The sequence below is a fragment of the Actinomadura xylanilytica genome (assembly GCF_030283145.1).
Lineage (GTDB): Bacteria > Actinomycetota > Actinomycetes > Streptosporangiales > Streptosporangiaceae > Spirillospora > Spirillospora xylanilytica.
Genome location: NZ_JASNWE010000002.1, coordinates 398,248 through 415,787, shown reverse-complemented (window position 1 = coordinate 415,787; position 17,540 = coordinate 398,248). Strand labels below are relative to the sequence as shown.

At 72.3% G+C, this 17,540-nt stretch carries 12 protein-coding genes; 6 read left to right on the top strand and 6 right to left on the bottom strand.

Annotation, left to right across the window (positions count from 1 at the left end):
* Positions 1-44 precede the first annotated feature (44 nt).
* Positions 45-794, top strand: coding sequence for an isocitrate lyase/PEP mutase family protein (locus tag QP090_RS13000; protein ID WP_285939016.1), 750 nt, complete (start codon positions 45-47; stop codon positions 792-794).
* A gap of 132 nt (positions 795-926) precedes the next feature.
* Here the strand turns inward: QP090_RS13000 and QP090_RS12995 are convergent, their stop codons facing one another.
* Entirely contained in the window at positions 927-3,269 is a 2,343-nt protein-coding gene (locus tag QP090_RS12995; RefSeq protein ID WP_285939015.1) for an MFS transporter, read from the bottom strand.
* Between the two features lie 509 nt (positions 3,270-3,778).
* Between QP090_RS12995 and QP090_RS12990 the strand changes: the two genes are divergently transcribed.
* Complete coding sequence (locus QP090_RS12990) at positions 3,779-4,921, top strand: MFS transporter (protein WP_285939014.1); 1,143 nt, start codon at positions 3,779-3,781, stop codon at positions 4,919-4,921.
* Here the strand turns inward: QP090_RS12990 and QP090_RS12985 are convergent.
* From QP090_RS12985 to QP090_RS12970, 4 genes are all read right to left on the bottom strand, one after another.
* Positions 4,890-8,183 (bottom strand): DUF4132 domain-containing protein, encoded by a 3,294-nt coding sequence (locus tag QP090_RS12985; protein WP_285939013.1) that lies wholly within the window; start codon positions 8,181-8,183, stop codon positions 4,890-4,892. The two genes, QP090_RS12990 and QP090_RS12985, sit on opposite strands and share 32 nt — an antisense overlap.
* Before the next feature lie 159 nt (positions 8,184-8,342).
* Positions 8,343-9,209, bottom strand: coding sequence for a GbsR/MarR family transcriptional regulator (locus QP090_RS12980; RefSeq protein WP_285939012.1), 867 nt, complete (start codon positions 9,207-9,209; stop codon positions 8,343-8,345).
* Positions 9,210-9,272: 63 nt separating this feature from the next.
* Complete coding sequence (locus QP090_RS12975; RefSeq protein WP_285939011.1) at positions 9,273-9,920, bottom strand: response regulator transcription factor; 648 nt, start codon at positions 9,918-9,920, stop codon at positions 9,273-9,275.
* A complete protein-coding gene (locus QP090_RS12970) occupies positions 9,905-11,164 on the bottom strand; it encodes a sensor histidine kinase (protein WP_285939010.1) in 1,260 nt (419 codons plus the stop codon). The genes QP090_RS12975 and QP090_RS12970 overlap by 16 nt, the downstream gene beginning before the upstream one ends.
* A 406-nt stretch (positions 11,165-11,570) precedes the next feature.
* Between QP090_RS12970 and QP090_RS12965 the strand changes: the two genes are divergently transcribed.
* The 3 genes from QP090_RS12965 to QP090_RS12955 all read left to right on the top strand — a co-directional run bounded on the left by QP090_RS12965 (position 11,571) and on the right by QP090_RS12955 (position 15,041).
* Positions 11,571-12,863, top strand: a complete 1,293-nt coding sequence (locus tag QP090_RS12965) for an alpha/beta fold hydrolase (protein WP_285939009.1) — start codon at positions 11,571-11,573, stop codon at positions 12,861-12,863.
* A 409-nt stretch (positions 12,864-13,272) separates the two neighbouring features.
* Positions 13,273-14,202, top strand: a complete 930-nt coding sequence (locus tag QP090_RS12960; RefSeq protein ID WP_285939008.1) for an ABC transporter ATP-binding protein — start codon at positions 13,273-13,275, stop codon at positions 14,200-14,202.
* Positions 14,199-15,041, top strand: coding sequence for an ABC transporter permease (locus tag QP090_RS12955; RefSeq protein ID WP_285939007.1), 843 nt, complete (start codon positions 14,199-14,201; stop codon positions 15,039-15,041). The genes QP090_RS12960 and QP090_RS12955 overlap by 4 nt, the downstream gene beginning before the upstream one ends.
* A 59-nt stretch (positions 15,042-15,100) precedes the next feature.
* Here QP090_RS12955 and QP090_RS12950 read toward each other — a convergent pair whose 3' ends face one another.
* On the bottom strand, positions 15,101-15,793 hold the full coding sequence (locus QP090_RS12950) for a hypothetical protein (RefSeq protein ID WP_285939006.1): 693 nt from the start codon (positions 15,791-15,793) through the stop codon (positions 15,101-15,103).
* Positions 15,794-16,172: 379 nt separating this feature from the next.
* On the opposite strand from QP090_RS12950, the gene QP090_RS12945 reads away from it, so the two are divergent.
* Positions 16,173-17,474 carry an alpha/beta hydrolase family protein gene (locus tag QP090_RS12945; RefSeq protein WP_285939005.1) on the top strand — a complete coding sequence of 434 codons (1,302 nt, stop codon included), beginning with the start codon at positions 16,173-16,175 and terminating at the stop codon, positions 17,472-17,474.
* Positions 17,475-17,540: the final 66 nt, after the last annotated feature.

The following is a 17,540-nucleotide window of genomic DNA, read 5'->3' as shown; positions in this document are numbered from 1 at the left end:
CGGGCCGCCGTCACGTCCACAGCCCGAGACGAAGGAGAACAACGATGAACGATCTCGCCGCCCGCCTCCGCGACCTGCACCGTCCCGGCGATCCGCTGATCCTGCCCAACGTGTGGGACGCGGCGAGCGCCGGCGTCGTGGAGGAGGCGGGCTACCCCGCCATCGCCACCGCCAGCGCCGCGATCTCCGCGATGCTCGGCTACCCCGACCAGGAGGGGGCGCCCGCCGAGGAGATGTTCGCCGCCGCCGGACGCGTGGTCCGCGCCGTCAGGGTGCCCGTCACCGTGGACGCCGAGGCCGGGTACGGCCTGCCGCCCGGCGAGCTGGTCGAGCGCCTCACCGCCATCGGCGCCGTCGGCTGCAACCTGGAGGACACCGTCCACCCCGGCGGGAGCCTCGCCGACGTGGACGCGCAGGCGGAGTTCCTCGCGGCGGTCCGCGCCGCCGGACCGGACCTGGTGATCAACGCCCGCGCCGACACGTTCATGGTCGCCGATCCGGACTTCGACCCCGTCGACGAGGCGATCGCGCGGGGCCGCCGCTACCTCGAGGCGGGCGCCGACTGCGTGTACCCGATCCTGGCGCCGGCGGACGCCGTGGGCACCCTCGCCAAGGAGCTGCCCGGCCCGGTCAACGCCAACTGCCTCCCCGGCACGGACGTGGCGCGGCTGGCGTCGCTCGGCGTGGCCCGCATCTCGTTCGGCCCGACGCCGTACCGGGTGGCCCTCGCCGCGCTGAAGGACTTCGCCACCCGCCTCAAGGCGGGAGAGGACCCCTACGCCGGAGGCGCCTGACCGAAGCGCTCGGCGAAGCGGCGGGCGTCCGGCCGGCGGGTCCGGCGGGCGTCCGGCCGGCGGGGTTCGGCGGCGTCCGGTCGGGGTCCGGGCCCGGTCCTGTTCCCAGGAGCGCGGGCCCGGACGTGCCGGTCAGCTTCGCTGGTGGGAGAGCTTCAGGTCGACCGAGTCGAGGCCGTGGCCGGTCAGCGTCACGGGGGCGGTCACCGGCGCGTAGCCGCTGGCGACCAGTGTGTACTCGGCGCCGGCCACGTCCTTGAACGCGTAGGCGCCGTCGCGTCCGGTATAGGACACCGCGATCACGTTTCCGGTCCGGTCCATCAGCGAGACCCGGATGTCGTCCAGTGTCCGGCCGTCGTTGCCGCGCACCGTGCCGGTGACCGCTCCGGCGGGCTCCAGCGCCAGGTCGTGGCGGGTCCCGGTGTCGGCGGGCACCGTCACCGGGACGGCGGACGGCCGGTGCCGCGCCGCGCGCGCCGCCAGCGTGTAGCCGCCCGGGGGAAGCTCGGGCAGCTCGAAGCCGCCGCCGTCGCCGCTGGCGGCCGAGGCGACCACCTCGCCGCCGGCGTCGGTGACCACCACGGTCGCGTCCGGGAGGGGGGTGCCGGCCGCGGCGTCGCGCACCGTCCCGTGCAGGCCGGCCGCGCAGGTCAGCACCAGGTCGAGCTCGATCGGGCCGGCGCCGACGGTGAGCGGGGCCGCCTCGGGACGGTGCCCGGTGGCCGACCCGACCAGCAGGAACCGGCCGGTCTCAGGGACGTCCAGCGTGTACCGGCCGTCGGCGTCGCCGACGGTGTGCGCGACCTGCCGGCCCTGCGCGTCGATCAGCGTCACCGCCGCGCCCTCGATCGGCCGGTCACCGCTCAGCACCCGTCCGGCGACGCCGCTGTGCGGCCGGACGGCGACGGTCTCGGACCGGCCCGCGGCGGGCTGGTCCGCGTCGGGGCGGCCCGCGGCGGGCTGCTGCGCGGACGCCGCGGCCGCGCGCTTGCGGGCGGGCAGGAAGAAGGTCATCGCCAGGCCGCCCAGGCTGGCCGCCGTGGCGATGAGGAACGTCGCCCGGAACCCGTTCATGGTGGGCAGCTCGGTGCCGCCGAACGAGGTGGTCATCCGGGCCAGCACCATGCCGACCACGGCGCTGGACACCGACGTGCCGACCGAGCGCGCCAGCGCGTTCAGCCCGTTGGCGGCGCCGGTCTCCGTCACCGGGACGGCCGCGATGATCAGCGCGGGCAGCGCGGAGTAGGCGAAGCCGATGCCGATGCCGATCACGGTGACGGTGATCAGGATCTGCCACAGCGCGCCCATCAGGAAGATCCCCGCGCCGTACCCGGTGGCGATGATGACCAGCCCGAGCATCAGCGAGGTCTTGGGGCCGCGCGCGGCCGACAGCCGCGCCGACAGCGGCGAGACCAGCATCATCGCCACACCCATCGGCGCCATCGCCAGGCCGGCGACCACCAGCGACGTGCCGAGGCCGTACCCGGTGCCGGTGGGCAGCTCCATGACCTGCGGCAGCACCACCGACATCGCGTAGAACGCCACGCCGATCATCACCGAGGCCAGGTTGGTCAGCAGCACCTGGCGGCGCGCGGTGGTGCGCAGGTCGACCAGCGGGCTGTCGACGCGCAGCTCCATCAGCGCCCACAGCACGAAGATGACCGCGGCGCCGGCGAAGAACCCGAGCGTGCGGGGGCTGCCCCAGCCCCACTGGTCGCCCTTGGTGACCGGGAGCAGCAGGCTGATCAGCCCGGCGGTCAGGCCGAGCGCCCCGAGGATGTCGAACCGTCCCCCCGGGCGCGACCCCGACTCGGGCACCACCAGCACCGTGAGCAGCATCGACAGGACGCCGAGCCCGGCCGAGGTGTAGAACAGCGCGTGCCAGTCGGCGTGCTGCGCGACGAGCGCCGCGCCGGGCAGCCCGAGCGCGCCGCCGATGCCGATGGACGAGCTCATCAGCCCCATCGCCGAGCCCAGCCGCTGCGGCGGCAGCTCGTCGCGCATGATGCTGATGCCGAGCGGGATCGCGCCCATCGCGAAGCCCTGGAGCGCGCGCCCGGCCACCACCGGGACCAGCTCGGACGAGAGCGCGGCGACCAGCGATCCGGCCACCATCAGCGCGAGGCTGGTCAGCAGCATCCGGCGCTTGCCGAACAGGTCGCCGAGCCGCCCCATGATCGGGGTCGCGACCGCCCCGGCGAGCAGTGTCGAGGTCATCACCCAGGTCGCGTTGGCGGGCGAGGTGGACAGCAGCCGGGGCAGCTCGGCGATGATCGGCACCAGCAGCGTCTGCATGACCGCCACGACGATGCCGGAGAACGCGAGGACCGCCACCATGGCGCCGCCGCGTCCGCGCTCGGCGGCGCGCTCTCCGCCGCCGCCGTCGCCGCCGCCACCGTGTTCGGCCACGGCGGACGGACGGTCGCCGGCCGCGACGCGGCCGGCGGTTCGGGCGGCGGTCTGAGGTTGGGACATGCCTGAAGACTCCAAGGGGGGTGCGGACGTCGGGGATCGGGGGGCCGTGCGCCGGCCCGCCTACGCAGTGCCTCAAGACGATCCCGGGGCCCGATATTTCCCGGCCGACCAAGATCTACGTCACACCGCCGCCCGGGGATACGTCCGCGCCGGTGAATTTCCTGGTCAAGCCCGGGGCCGCGCGGGGCGGCCTCCCGTGCGGGAGAGTATTTCCCATCCCGAGGGACATGTCCGCCGAACCGCGGTCTTCGCCCGTTCGTCTCCGTGATGGCCCGTCACGCGTCACCCGTTCGACGCGTCCCGTACCCGAAGCGGCCGCATGCGCACGCCCGCCGGGAAGCGCGGGCCCGCCGCGTATTGGCCCCGCGGACGCCGGTCGCGTTGGCGTCGCGAATCCGCCAGCGCTCGCCGACGGCTTCCGTTGAAATGGTGCCTCATCAAAAGAAACGGAAGACATGCCTGCGGTAATCAGTTCCGAAGACGCGCCGAAGGCGCCTGTAAGTGCGCATATGAAAGGCTGGCCCGCGGTCATCGCGGTGATGCTGGGAATTTTTGCGATCGTTACCACGGAGATACTCCCGATCGGCCTGCTGACCCCGATCGGGTCCAGCTTCGCCATTTCCGACGGGACCGCCGGCCTGATGATGGCCATGCCGGGGGTCCTCGCCGCGTTCGCCGCCCCGGCCGTCACCGTCGCGACCGGGCGGTTCGACCGGCGGCCGATGCTCTGCGCCCTCGTCCTCCTGCTGGCCGTGGCCGACGTCCTCGCCGCGGTCGCGCCGGCCTACTGGATGATGCTGGTCTCCCGGGTGCTGGTGGGGATCGTCATCGGCGGGTTCTGGTCGATCGGCGCGGGGCTCGCGGGCCGCCTGGTGCCGCCGGGGTCGACCGGCCGGGCCACCGCGGTGATCTTCTCGGCGGTCCCGCTCGGGTCGGTCCTCGGCGTCCCGGCGGGCACCTTCATCGGCGGCGCCGCCGGCTGGCGGACGGCGTTCGCCGTCATGGCCGCGCTGACCGCCGGAGTGCTGGTCGCGCTGATCGCCTTGCTGCCACCGCTGCCCGCCGAGCGGGTCACTCGCCCGGGCGTGCTCGGCGGCCTGCTCCGGGCCGCCGGCATCAGGTCCGGGCTGCTGGTCACCTTTCTCGTCGTCCTGGCCCATTTCGGCGCCTACACCTACGTGGCCCCCTTTCTCGAACGGGTCACCCGCCTCGGCCCGGAATCGGTCACGGCGTGCCTGCTGCTGTACGGGGCGGCCGGGATCGCGGGCACTTTCATCGCCGGCTCGATGGCGGAGCGCCGGCCGCGCGCCACGTTCGGGGTCGCGGCGGGAATGCTCGCCGCCGCGACCCTGCTGTTCCCCGTTCTCGGCACGGCGGAGATCGGCGCGATAGCGCTCCTCGCGGTATGGGGAATCGCGTACGGGGCCGTTCCGGTCTGTTCGAAGACCTGGTTCGCGAAATCGGCCCCGGACGCGCCGGAGGCGGCGTCGGTCATCTTCACCGCGTCGTTTCAGGCGACCTTTTCGGCCGGGGCGCTGGCCGGTGGCGCCGTCGTGGACCGCGCCTCCCTTTCCACGGTCATGGTGCTCGGCGGTGTGACGGCGCTCGTCGCGGCGGCGGTCATGGGGTGGTCAGGCCGGTCAGCTCGGTGAGTAGTTCGGAGGCGGTCACCGGATCGAGGTCCCCGAACGTCGGCGGTGTCTCACCGCGTCCGGCGAGGGCGATGCTCCGGAGCCGCTGCTCGGGGAAGTGGTCCACCAGCCCGATCACGATCCCGGGGTCCAGGTCGGCGACCAGTGTCAGGCCGCCGGGCAGGGGCCGGGTCATCCGCGTCTCGACGCCGCCGTCCTCGGGGGTGCCGCGCTCCCAGGCCCCGCGGGTCAGGCCCAGGACCTTGCCGGTCGGCACGGGGACGTCCTCGAAGCGGGTCAGCCGTCCCCCGGCGCACTCGTCCTCGGTGAGCGCGTGCACGGCGCGTCCGAGCTGCGGGAACGGCTGGAGGATCTGGTAGTCGGCGAACAGCTCCGACCACGCGCCGAGCGCCGCGGCCGGCAGGTGCACCGGGTGGACGATGCCGACCTCCGCGTCGTCCGGGAGCGCGATGGCCTCGTCGTTGACGTCCGCGAACGTGCGGTCCTCGGCGAGGCGGAACCCGGCCGTCCCGCTCACCCACACCAGCCGCCGGGCGAGATGCCACATCAGCGGATGACCGACGAGGAACCTGCGGAACTCCGCCGCCGTCCATCGCCGCTGCGCGACCATCGCCGACTCCAGCCGCCGGATCTGGTCGCCCGCGACGGCCCGGACGTCCTTCTTCAGCTCGGTGAAGCTCCGGCGGGCGGTGGGCGCGAGCACGGCGTCGTCCCGCACGCCGGGGGCGGGCAGTGATCTGCGGGGCCTGCCCTTCTCGTCCCAGACCAGCGGCCTGAGCTGCTCGTCGAAGCCGACGGTGAAGCGGCGCGGCCCGTAGTCCAGGACCGCGGTGCCCTCGGCGTCCAGTCCGAGGCCCGGGACGAGCCGGTCGGCGAGGCGCTCCTCGCTCAGCCCGAGCCTGTCCGCGACCTGCCGGACCGTCTCCTGGGCCGCCTTCTTGAGCCCCTTGAACGTGCTCCGCCGCGCGATGGTGTCCAGCTTCAGCAGCGCGACCTCGGTGCCGATGCCGGCCAGCACCCAGAGCCCGCGGACGGCCCGTGTATGACCGCTCTCACCGGGCCAGGCCGCGATGACGGGGGCGAGCCTGCGGACGGTCTCGTCGTCCCCGATCCACCTGAGCGCCTCCAGCGGCCACAGCGGGCTGGGCAGCCGCGCCGCCTGCCACTGCTCGAGAAGGGCCCAGCCGAACTCGGCCAGCGATGCGGGGTCGCAGACGTCGCGCGCCGCCTTCAGATCGGGGTGCTCCTGCAACGCCGACAGGGAGAGCATGCCGACGAGGTGCCTGGCCGCCGGCAGGGGCAGCACCGTCCCGCCTTCGCGCAGCCGCACTCGCGGCAGCCGCGCCACGTCCACCCAGCGGCCGATCTTCGCCACCGGCTCGGCATCCGGGACGCCGTCCGGCGCGCTTTCCTGGACGGCCAGCAGGGACGGCAGCGCCGCGGCGACCTCGTCGCCGTGCTCCCGCGCGGCGTCGACGACCTGCTCGGGGCCGTGCATCGAGGCGATGAGCCGCAGTGCCTCCAGTGCGCCGTCGCGGGCGGTCCGGCGCTTGCCGAACGCGTCCGGCACCAGGTAGGGCACCGCCTTGAGGCCGTGCCTGCGGAAGTAGGTGTCCGAGACGCGCCGCGCCGATTTCACGCGGGCGAGCCGGTCGGCCATCAAGCGCGTGACCTCGGCGTCAAGAAAGGGGAGCAGGACCCATCCGTTTCCAGCCCCGTCACGCTTGCCCGCCCGAAATGCGGCGGGCCGCGCGTCCAGTTCGTATCGCGCGACGATGGGCATCAGGTCCGCACTGTGGTCTACCGCCTCCTTCAGATTCCAATCGGCCAGCAGGGGCCGGACGACCTTCTCGGGCCCCTGGCCGAACAACTGGATCTGATGCCCTGGGTAGGCCAGCCGGCCCGCCAGGTAGTTCTGGAGGTGCGGTTTGTGGTCGTCGAGCGTCTGCTTCGTCCAGTAGCCGCGCGTCGCCGCCCACTTCTCCCGTTCCCCGGGCTCCCAGACGAGGTTCTCTCCGGACGGTGCCTTCAGCCCCGGGATGACGACCGGGTCGGGGGCCTCTTTGGAAGCGCGCAGCCAGGACGGCGTGACGAGCGCCGCTGGAAGGGAACCGGCCTCCACCACGACTTCCACGGTGAGCCCTTCGGCGGCGGCCAGATCCGGGTGGGCCAGCATGTGCCCGTCCAACAGCCGCCGTGCAGCCGCCGCCTTCTGCGAACCACCCGCCGCGACCGGCGGCAGCACCCGCATCGCGCGCGCGGGAAAGCGCCTCATGAACTCGGCGACCCCGGGCCGGACGCCTTCCTTCCCAAGACCGTCCAGCAGCATCTGGAACGCCTCGTCGGACGGAACCCGGCCCAGCAGCTCGACCGCCGGCTTGCCGAACCGCGAACCGGGATACTTGATCAAGCGGGTCAGGAGCGGGGCGACCGCCGGCCCGATCCCGTCGGCCATGGTGGCCAGGACCTCTTCGATTCCCGACACACAGGGGATCACGGCCAGCTCGCCGAGCGCCGCGACCTGCTCGGGAGTGCCGAGCGAGCAGAGCAGCATGGTCCGGAGGTCGGCGCCCCCGCGTTCGAGGGCCGGCAGATCGGCGCAGCACTCGTCCACCCAGGCGGTCTCGGACGGCACGAGGTAGGACACCACGATCCGCCGTTCCGCGCTCCGGCGATGCCCGGCCAGGGCCGCCACCGCCGCCCGGTACTCCGGCTCGTCGGCGAAGGCCAGCAGCGTCCGGAGCCGCTTGGCGGCGCAGGACCAGTCCGAGGCGAAGACGGTCCGCCCGCCCGGATGCCGTGCCCAAGCTTGGAGGCCGATGGGGCCGGGCTTCCATCCGTCGGGGCCGGGCTTCGATCTGACCTCGATGTCGCACCCCTCCACGAGGACCTCCGCCGCGAACGGCAGCCCGTGCTCGAGGGCCAGCCCGTCAGGCACTATCCCAAAGCCTTGGATTGCGACGAGCGCGGCGGTCCCCAACAGAGTCGGCTCGCCTGCGAGCTGCGCCCGCGCCGCCTCGACGAGCCGCGGTTCGCTGCCCGGATCGTCCAACGCCGCGGTGCCCCAATCCGCGTCCCCTTCGGCCAGCGGCCGCAGTTGCCGAGCTGCGGTCTCGAAGTCGCCCTTCACCCGCCCCTGCACCGGGTCCCGGCGCCGGGGGAGCACGGACCACTTGCCGGGTATTTCGAGCGCGCCCTCGTCGACGTTCAGCACGGCGTCTCCCCACTCCAGCCACCGATCGGTCACGTGCGCGGCGCGCACATGAGGGTAAGAGGACGGCCCTCGCCCGTCCTGCGGGTCAAGGGCCATGCGGGGGAGTCGAGCCGCGAACGGCTCGGGCCCACAACCTAGGGAATGCCGCCCACATCTGACAAGCGCGGCACCGCCCCAACCCCGGACCCGGACATTCCGCCGCTGCGATCAGCGGTCGGGGCGGCCCAGGGCCTTCCGCTGGGCCGGGGTGAGCCGGTCGGCGGTGGCGTCCAGCGCGGTGGTCACGCGGTCCAGGGGCCAGCCCAGCGCGGCGGCCAGCCGGGGCGCGGCGGGCGGAGCGCCGGCGTGCACGAGGGCGGCGAGCACGGTCAGCGCGTCGTCGACGACGCTCGCGGAAGGGGTGCCGGCCATGTCGTCGCCGAGCTGCGCGAAGAACCGGCCCATGACCGCCAGCCGGGCTCCGGCGGGCGTGCCGGCGCCGAGGATCTCGACGCCCCGCCGGGCCGCGTCCGACCACAGGGTGTTCTTCTGGGCGCTCGCCGTCCACGCCCGTATCCAGACGTCGTCGTCGACGTGGTACCGCTCGCGCCGCACCCGGAGGTCGCGTTCGCGCCGGACGAGGCCCAGCCCCTCCAGGTAGCCGATGGCCTTGGACACCGACGCGGGACTGACCCGCAGATGCCGGACCAGCTCGCCCGCGGTGAGGCTGCCGGTGTCGGCGGCGAACAGGCAGGTGAGCACCCGGGCCGGCATCCGCGGGACGCCCGTCTCGGTCATCAGGGTCGCGAACTGCTCCAGGAACCCGCGCACCGCCTCCGGGGCGCGTCCGTACGCGCCGACCGCGGCGGACGGCTCCGGCGGCGCCGCGGGCCTGTGGCGCCGGGCGCGTCCTCCCGTGGCCTGGTGCGCCTCGTCGGCCCGGTAGCCGCCGCGCCCGCCGTTCCTGGACACCTCGCGGCTGACGGTGGACGTCGGCCGGCCCAGCCGCCTGGCGATCTCGGCGTACCCGAGCCCTCCGGCCAGTCCCGAGGCGATGTGGCGGCGCTCCTGGCGGGTCAGCCTGTCTCCCGGCATCCATGCCCCCTTCCGCTGGTCGCCGGACCGGTGCCGGACGAGTGGTGCCGTGCCCGGACCGGGCTAGGCCCTGTTCAGGTAGGTGAGGACGGCGAGGACGCGGCGGTTGCCGTCATCGTCGTCGGTGAGGCCGAGCTTGCCGAACATGGAGGTCGTGTACTTGCTGATGGCGCTCTCGCTGAGGAAGAGGCGGCGGCCGATCGCCTGGTTGGACAGCCCCTCGGCCATGAGGCCCAGCACGGAGTACTCGCGTTCGGTGAGCCGCTCGAGACCCCGGTTCGGCGACCGGCTGGACAGCAGCTTCGCGATGACGGCCGGGTCCATGGCGGTGCCGCCGCCCGCGACGCGCTCCAGGGCGCCGATGAACTGGTCGGCGTCGAACACGCTCTCCTTGAGGAGGTAGCCGATGCCGCCGGAGCCGTCGGCCAGGAGCTCCCGGGCGTAGAGCTGCTCGACGTGCTGGGAGAGGATGAGGACCGGCAGGCCGGGCATCTCGCCGCGGGCGGCGAGGGCCGCCCGCAGGCCCTCGTCCGACTGGGTCGGCGGCATGCGGACGTCGATGACCGACACGTCCGGGCGCCACGTCCGCAGCGCGTCGAGCGTCTCGGGCCCGGTGGACGCCGTCGCGACCACCTGGTGCCCGCACGCCTCGATCAGGCGGACCATCCCGTCGCGCAGGAGGTAGAGGTCTTCGGCTACAACGATTCGCATGGCAGCGCCATCCTCACACGGGTCGGGCCGCCCCGCGGGCTGGTGATCTCCAGGGTGCCGTCGAAGACCGCGAGGCGGCGGCGCAGTCCGGCGAGCCCGCCGCCCGCCCGGTCGCCGGCCCCGCCCCGGCCGTCGTCCTCGACCCCGACGACGATGCCGGCGCCGTCGTGGACGAGGGAGACGCGCGCCCGGGACGCCTGGGCGTGCCTGACCGCGTTGGTCAGCAGCTCGGCGACGCCGAAGTAGACGGCGGACTCGATCGGCGCGTCCAGGGACAGCGGGGTGTCGGCGCTGACGGCCACGTCGAGGGGGATGTCCAGGGCGAGCGCGCGGACGGCGTCGACGAGCCCGCGCTCGGTCAGCACCGCCGGGCTGATGCCCTGGACCAGCTCGCGGAGCTCGGCCAGCGAGGCGGTGGCGCCGGCCCGCGCGTCCCGCAGCAGTGCCCTGGCCTGCTCGGGGTCGCTCTCCAGCAGCACGTCCGCGGTCGCCAGGGAGAGCCCGAGGGCGACGAGGCGGGCCTGTGCCCCGTCGTGCAGGTCCCGTTCGATCCGGCGGATCTCGGCGGCCTGCGCGACCGTGGTGTCCGCGCGCTGGGCCGTCAGCTCGTCCACCCGGTCCGCCATCGCCATCGCGGGCGAGGGGCGCAGGAAGCGGGCGGTCACCGGCACGATGGGCCGCCAGGCGTACGGGGCCCCGGCGACGGCCGCGACCAGGCCGAGCACCCCGGCGCCGCGCGCGGCCGGTCCCGGCTGGACGAGGCCGAGGACCGCCACGGCCGCTCCGGCCGGCGGGAGGGCCGCGACCAGGCCCGCGGTGAGCGGCGCGATCACCGTGAACCGCAGGTCACGCCAGTTGGCGGGGTCGTTCCACCGGACCCGCCACCGCTGGTCCAGGAGAGCGTCGCGGTCGGTGCGCTCGTAGCCGAAGCCGTTCCACCAGTACCCAGTGGACATCTGCGTCACCGGCCCGGCCTGCCGGTATCCGGCGGGGACGACGGTGCCAGTCCACTTCGCGACGAGGAGGCGGACCATCCCGCAGACCGGGCGGGGCAGGAGGAGCGCGCCAACGCAGACCAGCACGAACGGGGCCAACCACGACCACGGGTTACCCGCCCCCCACCAGATCCCCAGCGCTACAGCGCCGGCCCACACGGCCGGAACCAGCATGCTGACGACGGTCACGGCGCACGCCCGTACGAACCCCACACCGGCCCGCGCCGGCCATGGACCCAGCAGTCTCATGCTTCTTCCTTCACGCTCCGCTCGATGCTCTCACTCTGCACCGCGCGCAGCCCGCCGAGGCCCTGGTGGGGCCGGGAGTGGGCCTGGCCCCACCCACCCGTGTGCCCAGGGGGCCGCAGAATCGGGCCGCGCGGGCCGTCCATGATCATTTAAGATGTGCCTTGTCGGGCTGTCGATCGTTTCTGGGGTGCGAGCGACGTCGGTCGATCGGACCGCCTCTCCGCGGTGTTTTCGGGTGACGCCGGCGCGGGAGCCGGCCGATCGGCTGATGTTCGGCGGCAAGCTCATCGGCCACAGCGGCCCCGAGTGATCTCACTTCACCTGACCACACACCGATCCCCCGACTCGACCCAGAGCCGCGCGTTCTCTTTCCCGCCGGCCCGGCCTCACCAGGAGAATCGGCAACATGTCGACATCACGCCGATACGGCACCGTGCTCACTGACCACACCTTCACCGTCCCTCTTGATCATGATCGGCCCGATGGCCGGCAGATCCAGGTGTATGCGCGCGAAGTGCGCGCCGCTGGAGAAGCGAGCAAGGACCTTCCTTGGTTGTTGTTCTTGGGCGGCGGCCCCGGATCGGCCGCCCCCCGCCCGATGGGCGGCGAAGGCTGGCTGCACCGAGCCATGCAGGACTACCGCGTGCTGATGCTGGACCAGCGTGGCACCGGCCGGTCCACCCCCGTCGACCACCGTCTCCTGGCCCAGATCGGCGATCCGGACGCCCAGGCGCACTACCTGTCGCACTTCCGCGCCGACTCGATCGTGCGGGACGCCGAGATGATCCGCCGGTCACTGATCGGGGACCGGCCGTGGAGCGTGCTGGGACAGAGTTTCGGTGGCCTGTGCACAGTCACCTACCTCTCCTTCGCTCCGCAGGGGCTGGCCGAGGCGTTCATCACCGGCGGACTTCCCGGCGTGCGCGCTTCCGCCGACGACGTCTACCGCGCGCTGTATCCCCGGGTCCTCGCCAAGAACGCCGAACACTTCGACCGCTTCCCGGGCGACGCCGAGCAAGCCCGCACCGTCGCCCGGTACCTGCGGGACCATCAGGTCGTTCTGCCGAGCGGCAGGCCGCTGACCGTGGAGACCTTTCAGTCTTTGGGCAACATCCTCGGCGGTGGCGACGGCAGCCGGTGCCTGCACTATCTCCTCGAAGACCCCTTCACCGGCGGAACCGAACCATCAGACGCCTTTCTGTCCGAGGTCGACCGGGAACTGTCCGGGATCGCGGGAGGACCGCTGTACTCCCTGTTGCATGAGGCGACCTACGCCCAGGGGGAAGGCGCCACACAGTGGTCGGCTCAACGCGTCCGAAGTGAGTTCCCCGCCTTCGACGCCGCCGCGGCTCTCGACTCGGGCGCGCCCTTCCTGTTCACCGGCGAGATGATCTACCCCTGGATGTTCGACACCGACCCGACGCTACGGCCGTTCCGCCAGGCGGCACACCTGATCGCCGAACGTAGGACCTGGCCCGCCCTCTATGACACCGACCGCCTGCGCGACAACGCCGTACCCGTCGCCGCCGCCATCTACTACGACGACATGTACCTCGATCGCGACCTGTCGATCGCCACCGCTCAGACCATCCGCGGCCTGAAGCCCTGGATTACCAACGAGTACCAGCACAACGGCCTACGTGCGAGCAACGGAGTCGTCCTGGATCACCTCATCGCCCTGATCCGCGAAACGCCGTGAAACTCGCTTCATCCAGCAAGTCGCATCCGTCCAGTTGCGAAATCCGGACCCACCTGGGCCCTTGATGTCACCCGGCTGGACCGACTGCCCCGCTCGGTGCCGCACCTGTAGAAGTTCCGGACCAAGACCCCCCATCGCGCCGTCCTCAACGTCCCCGCCTCCCTCACGTCCGGAAGCAGACCCGCGCCCTGGATCTACCTCATGGCGCGGGCCTGGGCCGGGGCGGCGCGTTCACCGCCAGTCCATTGCAACGAGATCTCGGCAGGGTCATTGCATTCACGTCCAACGTCATTGCAATAATCACTGTGAGCACGTGATTTATGGCGATGAATATGTTGACGAGATCTGAAATGCAACGTAGCTTTCACTTGCTCCTGAAGGTCGATGGGCGGGGTGAGGGCGAGATGCGATGACGGCGGCGAGCGAGGAGGTCGTGCTCGATGTCGACGGGCTGCGCATGCGCTACGGCACGGCCGACGTCCTGCATGACGTGACGTTCCGGGCACGCCATGGCGAGGTGCTGGCCCTGCTCGGGCCGAACGGGGCGGGCAAGACCACCACGATCGAGATCCTGGAGGGATTCCGGATGCGGTCGGCCGGACGGGTCGAGGTGCTCGGCACCGATCCGGCGCACGGCACCGAGCGGTGGCGGGCGCGGGTGGGGGTCGTCCTGCAATCGTGGCGCGACCACGGCAAATGGCGGGTGCGCGAGCTGCTCGCGCATCTCGGTTCCTACTACGCAGGCCATTCCACCGAGCTGGTCCGGCGCCCCTGGGACGCGGGCGAGCTCGTCGCGGCGGTCGGCCTCACCGAGCACGCCGACAAGAGGGTCAGGACGCTCTCCGGCGGGCAGCGGCGCCGGCTCGACGTGGCGATCGGCATCGTCGGCCGGCCCGACCTGCTGTTCCTGGACGAGCCCACCGTCGGGTTCGACCCGGAGGCCCGGCGCGAGTTCCACGACCTCGTGCGCGGCCTCGCCGCGGAGCACCGGACCACGGTCCTGCTCACCACCCACGACCTGGACGAGGCCGAGCGGCTGGCCGACCGCATCATGATCCTCAACGGTGGGCGGATCGTCGCCGACGGCACCGCCGCCGAGCTCGGCCGGCGGATCGCGGGCCGGGACGAGGTGCGCTGGACCCGCGGCGGGGAGCGGTTCACCCGGTCCACCGCCGAGTCCACCAGGTTCGTCTTCGAGCTGTTCCGCGAGTACGGCGAATCGATCAGCGAACTGGAGGTCAGGCGGTCCTCGCTGGAGGACACCTACCTCGCGCTGGTGCACCGGGCCGAGTCCGGCCCGCGCGCGGCGGCGGACGGATCGCGGGAGGCGGCCCGATGACCCTCGTCGCGCTGCGTGCGGGCTGGTCCCGCGGGCTGATCGAGCTGCGCCAGTCGTTCACCAACGGCGGCGACCTGTGGAACCACTTCTTCTGGCCGGTGTCGATGCTGGTCGTCATGTTCTTCCTGCGCGATCTGTCGTTCGGGCACTCGGGGTTCCTGCTCGGCACCCTCGTCCTGCCGAGCATCGTCGGCATGAACGTCGCGGTCGGCATGGTCTCCATGAGCCAGCAGCTCACCGCCGAGCGCGAGGACGGCACGCTGCTCCGCGCGAAGGCGGTGCCGGACGGGGTGCCCGGCTACCTGATCGGGAAGATGGTCTCGGTGTCCGGCGGCCTGGTCGCCGACCTCGCGATCTTCATGGTCCCCGGGATGCTCCTCATCGACGGCCTGGCCATCGGCGACCCGGGCTCCTGGCTGACCCTGGCCTGGGTGCTGGTCCTGGGCCTGGCGGCGTCCCTGCCGATCGGCGCGGTGCTCGGATCGGTGTTCTCCAACGCGCGCGCCCAGGGCCTGATGATGCTCCCCACCCTGGGCATGATCGCGATCTCCGGGATCTTCTACCCGATCGCGTCGCTGCCCGGCTGGCTGCAAGGGATCGCGCAGGTCTTCCCGTTCTACTGGCTCGGCCTCGGCATGCGCTCGGCGCTGCTCCCGGACGCGGCGGCCGGCGTCGAGATCGGCGACTCCTGGCGGCACCTGGAGACCGTCGGGGTACTGGGCGCCTGGGCCGTCCTCGGCATGGCCGTGGCGCCGGTCGTCCTGCGCAGGATGGCCCGCCGGGAGTCGGGGTCGAGCGTGGCCAGGCGCCGCGAGAAGGCCATGCAGCGCGTCGGCTAGGGCCGGATTCCTGGATCAGGTGCGGAGCCGGACGAGCGGGGCGGCGAGTGCTCGCCAGTTCACGATGGCGGCAGGCACCGGCGGGGAAGCGCGACCCTTCCGGGGCGGTGCTCGAACCTATCCATGACCAGCCACTCGTCCAGCTCGGGGTCGTAGAGATTCTGGACACCGAATTGCAGCACCTGCCAGAAGGTGCCTGGATTGTGCTGGTCGACGTAGATGTCGCCGATCCCGAGCGGGAATCGGAGATGGTTCCCTGGAGGTAGCTGCGGCACGACGGCACCGACCCTCCAGTGATTCACCTGCCGCCGCGGATTCCGTTGCAGGGTCTCCCGCCCGACGAACCGTGCTGTCTTGAGTTTCTGGTTCAACAGGCCCAGATTGAATCCTGGGATTCTCGAACACTGATGCTCGTTGAGGCCGGGCCATTTATAGGTCAGCGTGTAGAGCGAGTTCCGGTAGATCAGGTTCGTGAACCAAATCGGATACTGCGGGCCGCCCGCGACCATTTGGCTGTCGCCGTCTCTGCCCGCCCAGGTGAACGGGACCGTTATGCCCAGATCCCGGACGATCCATTTGCCGGTCCCGCGGAAATTTCGCGGGAGCTGAGGTGGTCGTGGCGCGTGCGAGCCGGGCTTCGCGGCCTTGGTGTCGCCTGACGGCGTAAGCCCGGTCCGATCTGCGGCAAGGACTGGCGGCAGGGCCACTGGGACGACGACGAATATTCCGGCAAGTGCCCCCGACGCGGCCACTCGACGTACGAATGTCCAACTCATGGCCCCCCCCGCTGCCGCGTCGCACGCCGTCGTGGCGCACATTGAGACGCGGCCATGTTCCTGCACCGTCCCCGGCACTGGAAGATCAATACCCCACGGGCAGGTCATGGTCGTTCTAACAGGGCCCGAATTGTGGGCGTTGGTGAACCTTCTGCCGCCGAAGCCGAGCGGGCTCGACGGCCGGGCCGGCGCATCCCGGCCGTTGACGCCGGCCGCCCAGGGTCGGTCCCGGAGGGCGGGTCAGGGTTGTCCCCGGTCCTACCCTGGCCTCGTGCTCGCGGCCTGGTGCCGCCCTCACCCCGGTGCGACTCTCAGTCGACGATCTCCAATCACCGACTGGCGGCAGGGGAACTGTATGAGCGCAAGGACACGCGGCCTGATACGCCGTCCAGCACGCGGGTGGGCACTGGCCGCGGCCGGGACGGCGGGGCTGGTGCTCGCCACGGCGGGAGTGGCCGTGGCGAACGGCCACGGCGACGGCCCCGCCACCGCGTCGGCGGCGAAGGCCGCGCTGACGGCCGCCGGGGAGCAGAAGGGCCGGGTGGAACTCAAGCTGCCCGCGCCGTCCGGCCCGCGGCGGATCGGGACCACCTCGCTGCATCTGGTCGACCGGTCGCGACGGGACCCGTGGGTCTCGTCCCGGTCGCCACGCGAGCTGATGGTCAGCGTCTGGTATCCGGCCGGACGGACGCAGGGCCTGCGGCGCGCGGCCTGGCTCCCGCCCGCGTCGCTGGAGCTGTACCGGAAGGAGACCGGCCAGACCCTTCAGATACCGATGGACGACGTCGACTTCCCGACGACGCACGCCTTCCAGGACGCTCCGGCCGAGGCCCGCGCCGGCGGCAACCCGGTGGTGCTCTTCTCCCCGGGCTACGGCGGGCAGCGCGCCCTCAACACGTCGCTGGTGGAGGATCTGGCCAGCCGGGGCTACGTGGTCGTCACCATCGACCACACCTACGAGACCCCGTTCGTGGAGTTCCCCGGCGGCAGGCTCGAGTTCGCCAAGCAGCCGTCCGACCCGTCCGAGGAGGACTACGCCAAGGCCCTAAGGGTCCGCGAGGCCGACACCAAGTTCGTCCTGAACCAGCTCACGAAGCTGAACGCGGGGAAGAACCCCGACGCCGAGCACCGCCGCCTGCCGCAGGGGCTGCGGGGCGGCCTCGACCTGGCCAGGACCGGCATGTTCGGGCATTCGCTCGGCGGTGACACCGCCGCGGAGGTCATGGCGCAGGACCGCCGGATCCGCGCCGGCGTCGACCTGGACGGCAGCATCATCGGACCCGTCAAGTCCACCGGCCTCGACCGTCCGTTCATGCTGATGGGCAACGCCACGCACGGACGCGACAACGACTCGTCCTGGGAGGATTTCTGGGCCAACCTGCGCGGGTGGCGCCTCGACCTGCGCCTGCGCGACTCCGCGCACCACACCTATACCGACCTGTCCCCGCTGTCGCAGCAGATCGCCAAGGCGCGCCCGCTCTCGCCGCAGGTGATCGCCAAGATAGAGGCGGCCATCGGGACCGTCGACGCGGACCGGGCCGTCGCCGCCCAGCGCGCCTACCTGGGCGCCTTCTTCGACCTGCACCTGCGCCACCGCGACGGGGACCTGCTGAAGAGCCCCTCGCCGCGCTACCCGGAGATCGAGTTCATCCCCTGACCCCCGACTCCCCCTCACCTATGAACCCGCCCCGCCCCGCCCGGCTGTTCCGCGGCGGGGCGGGGC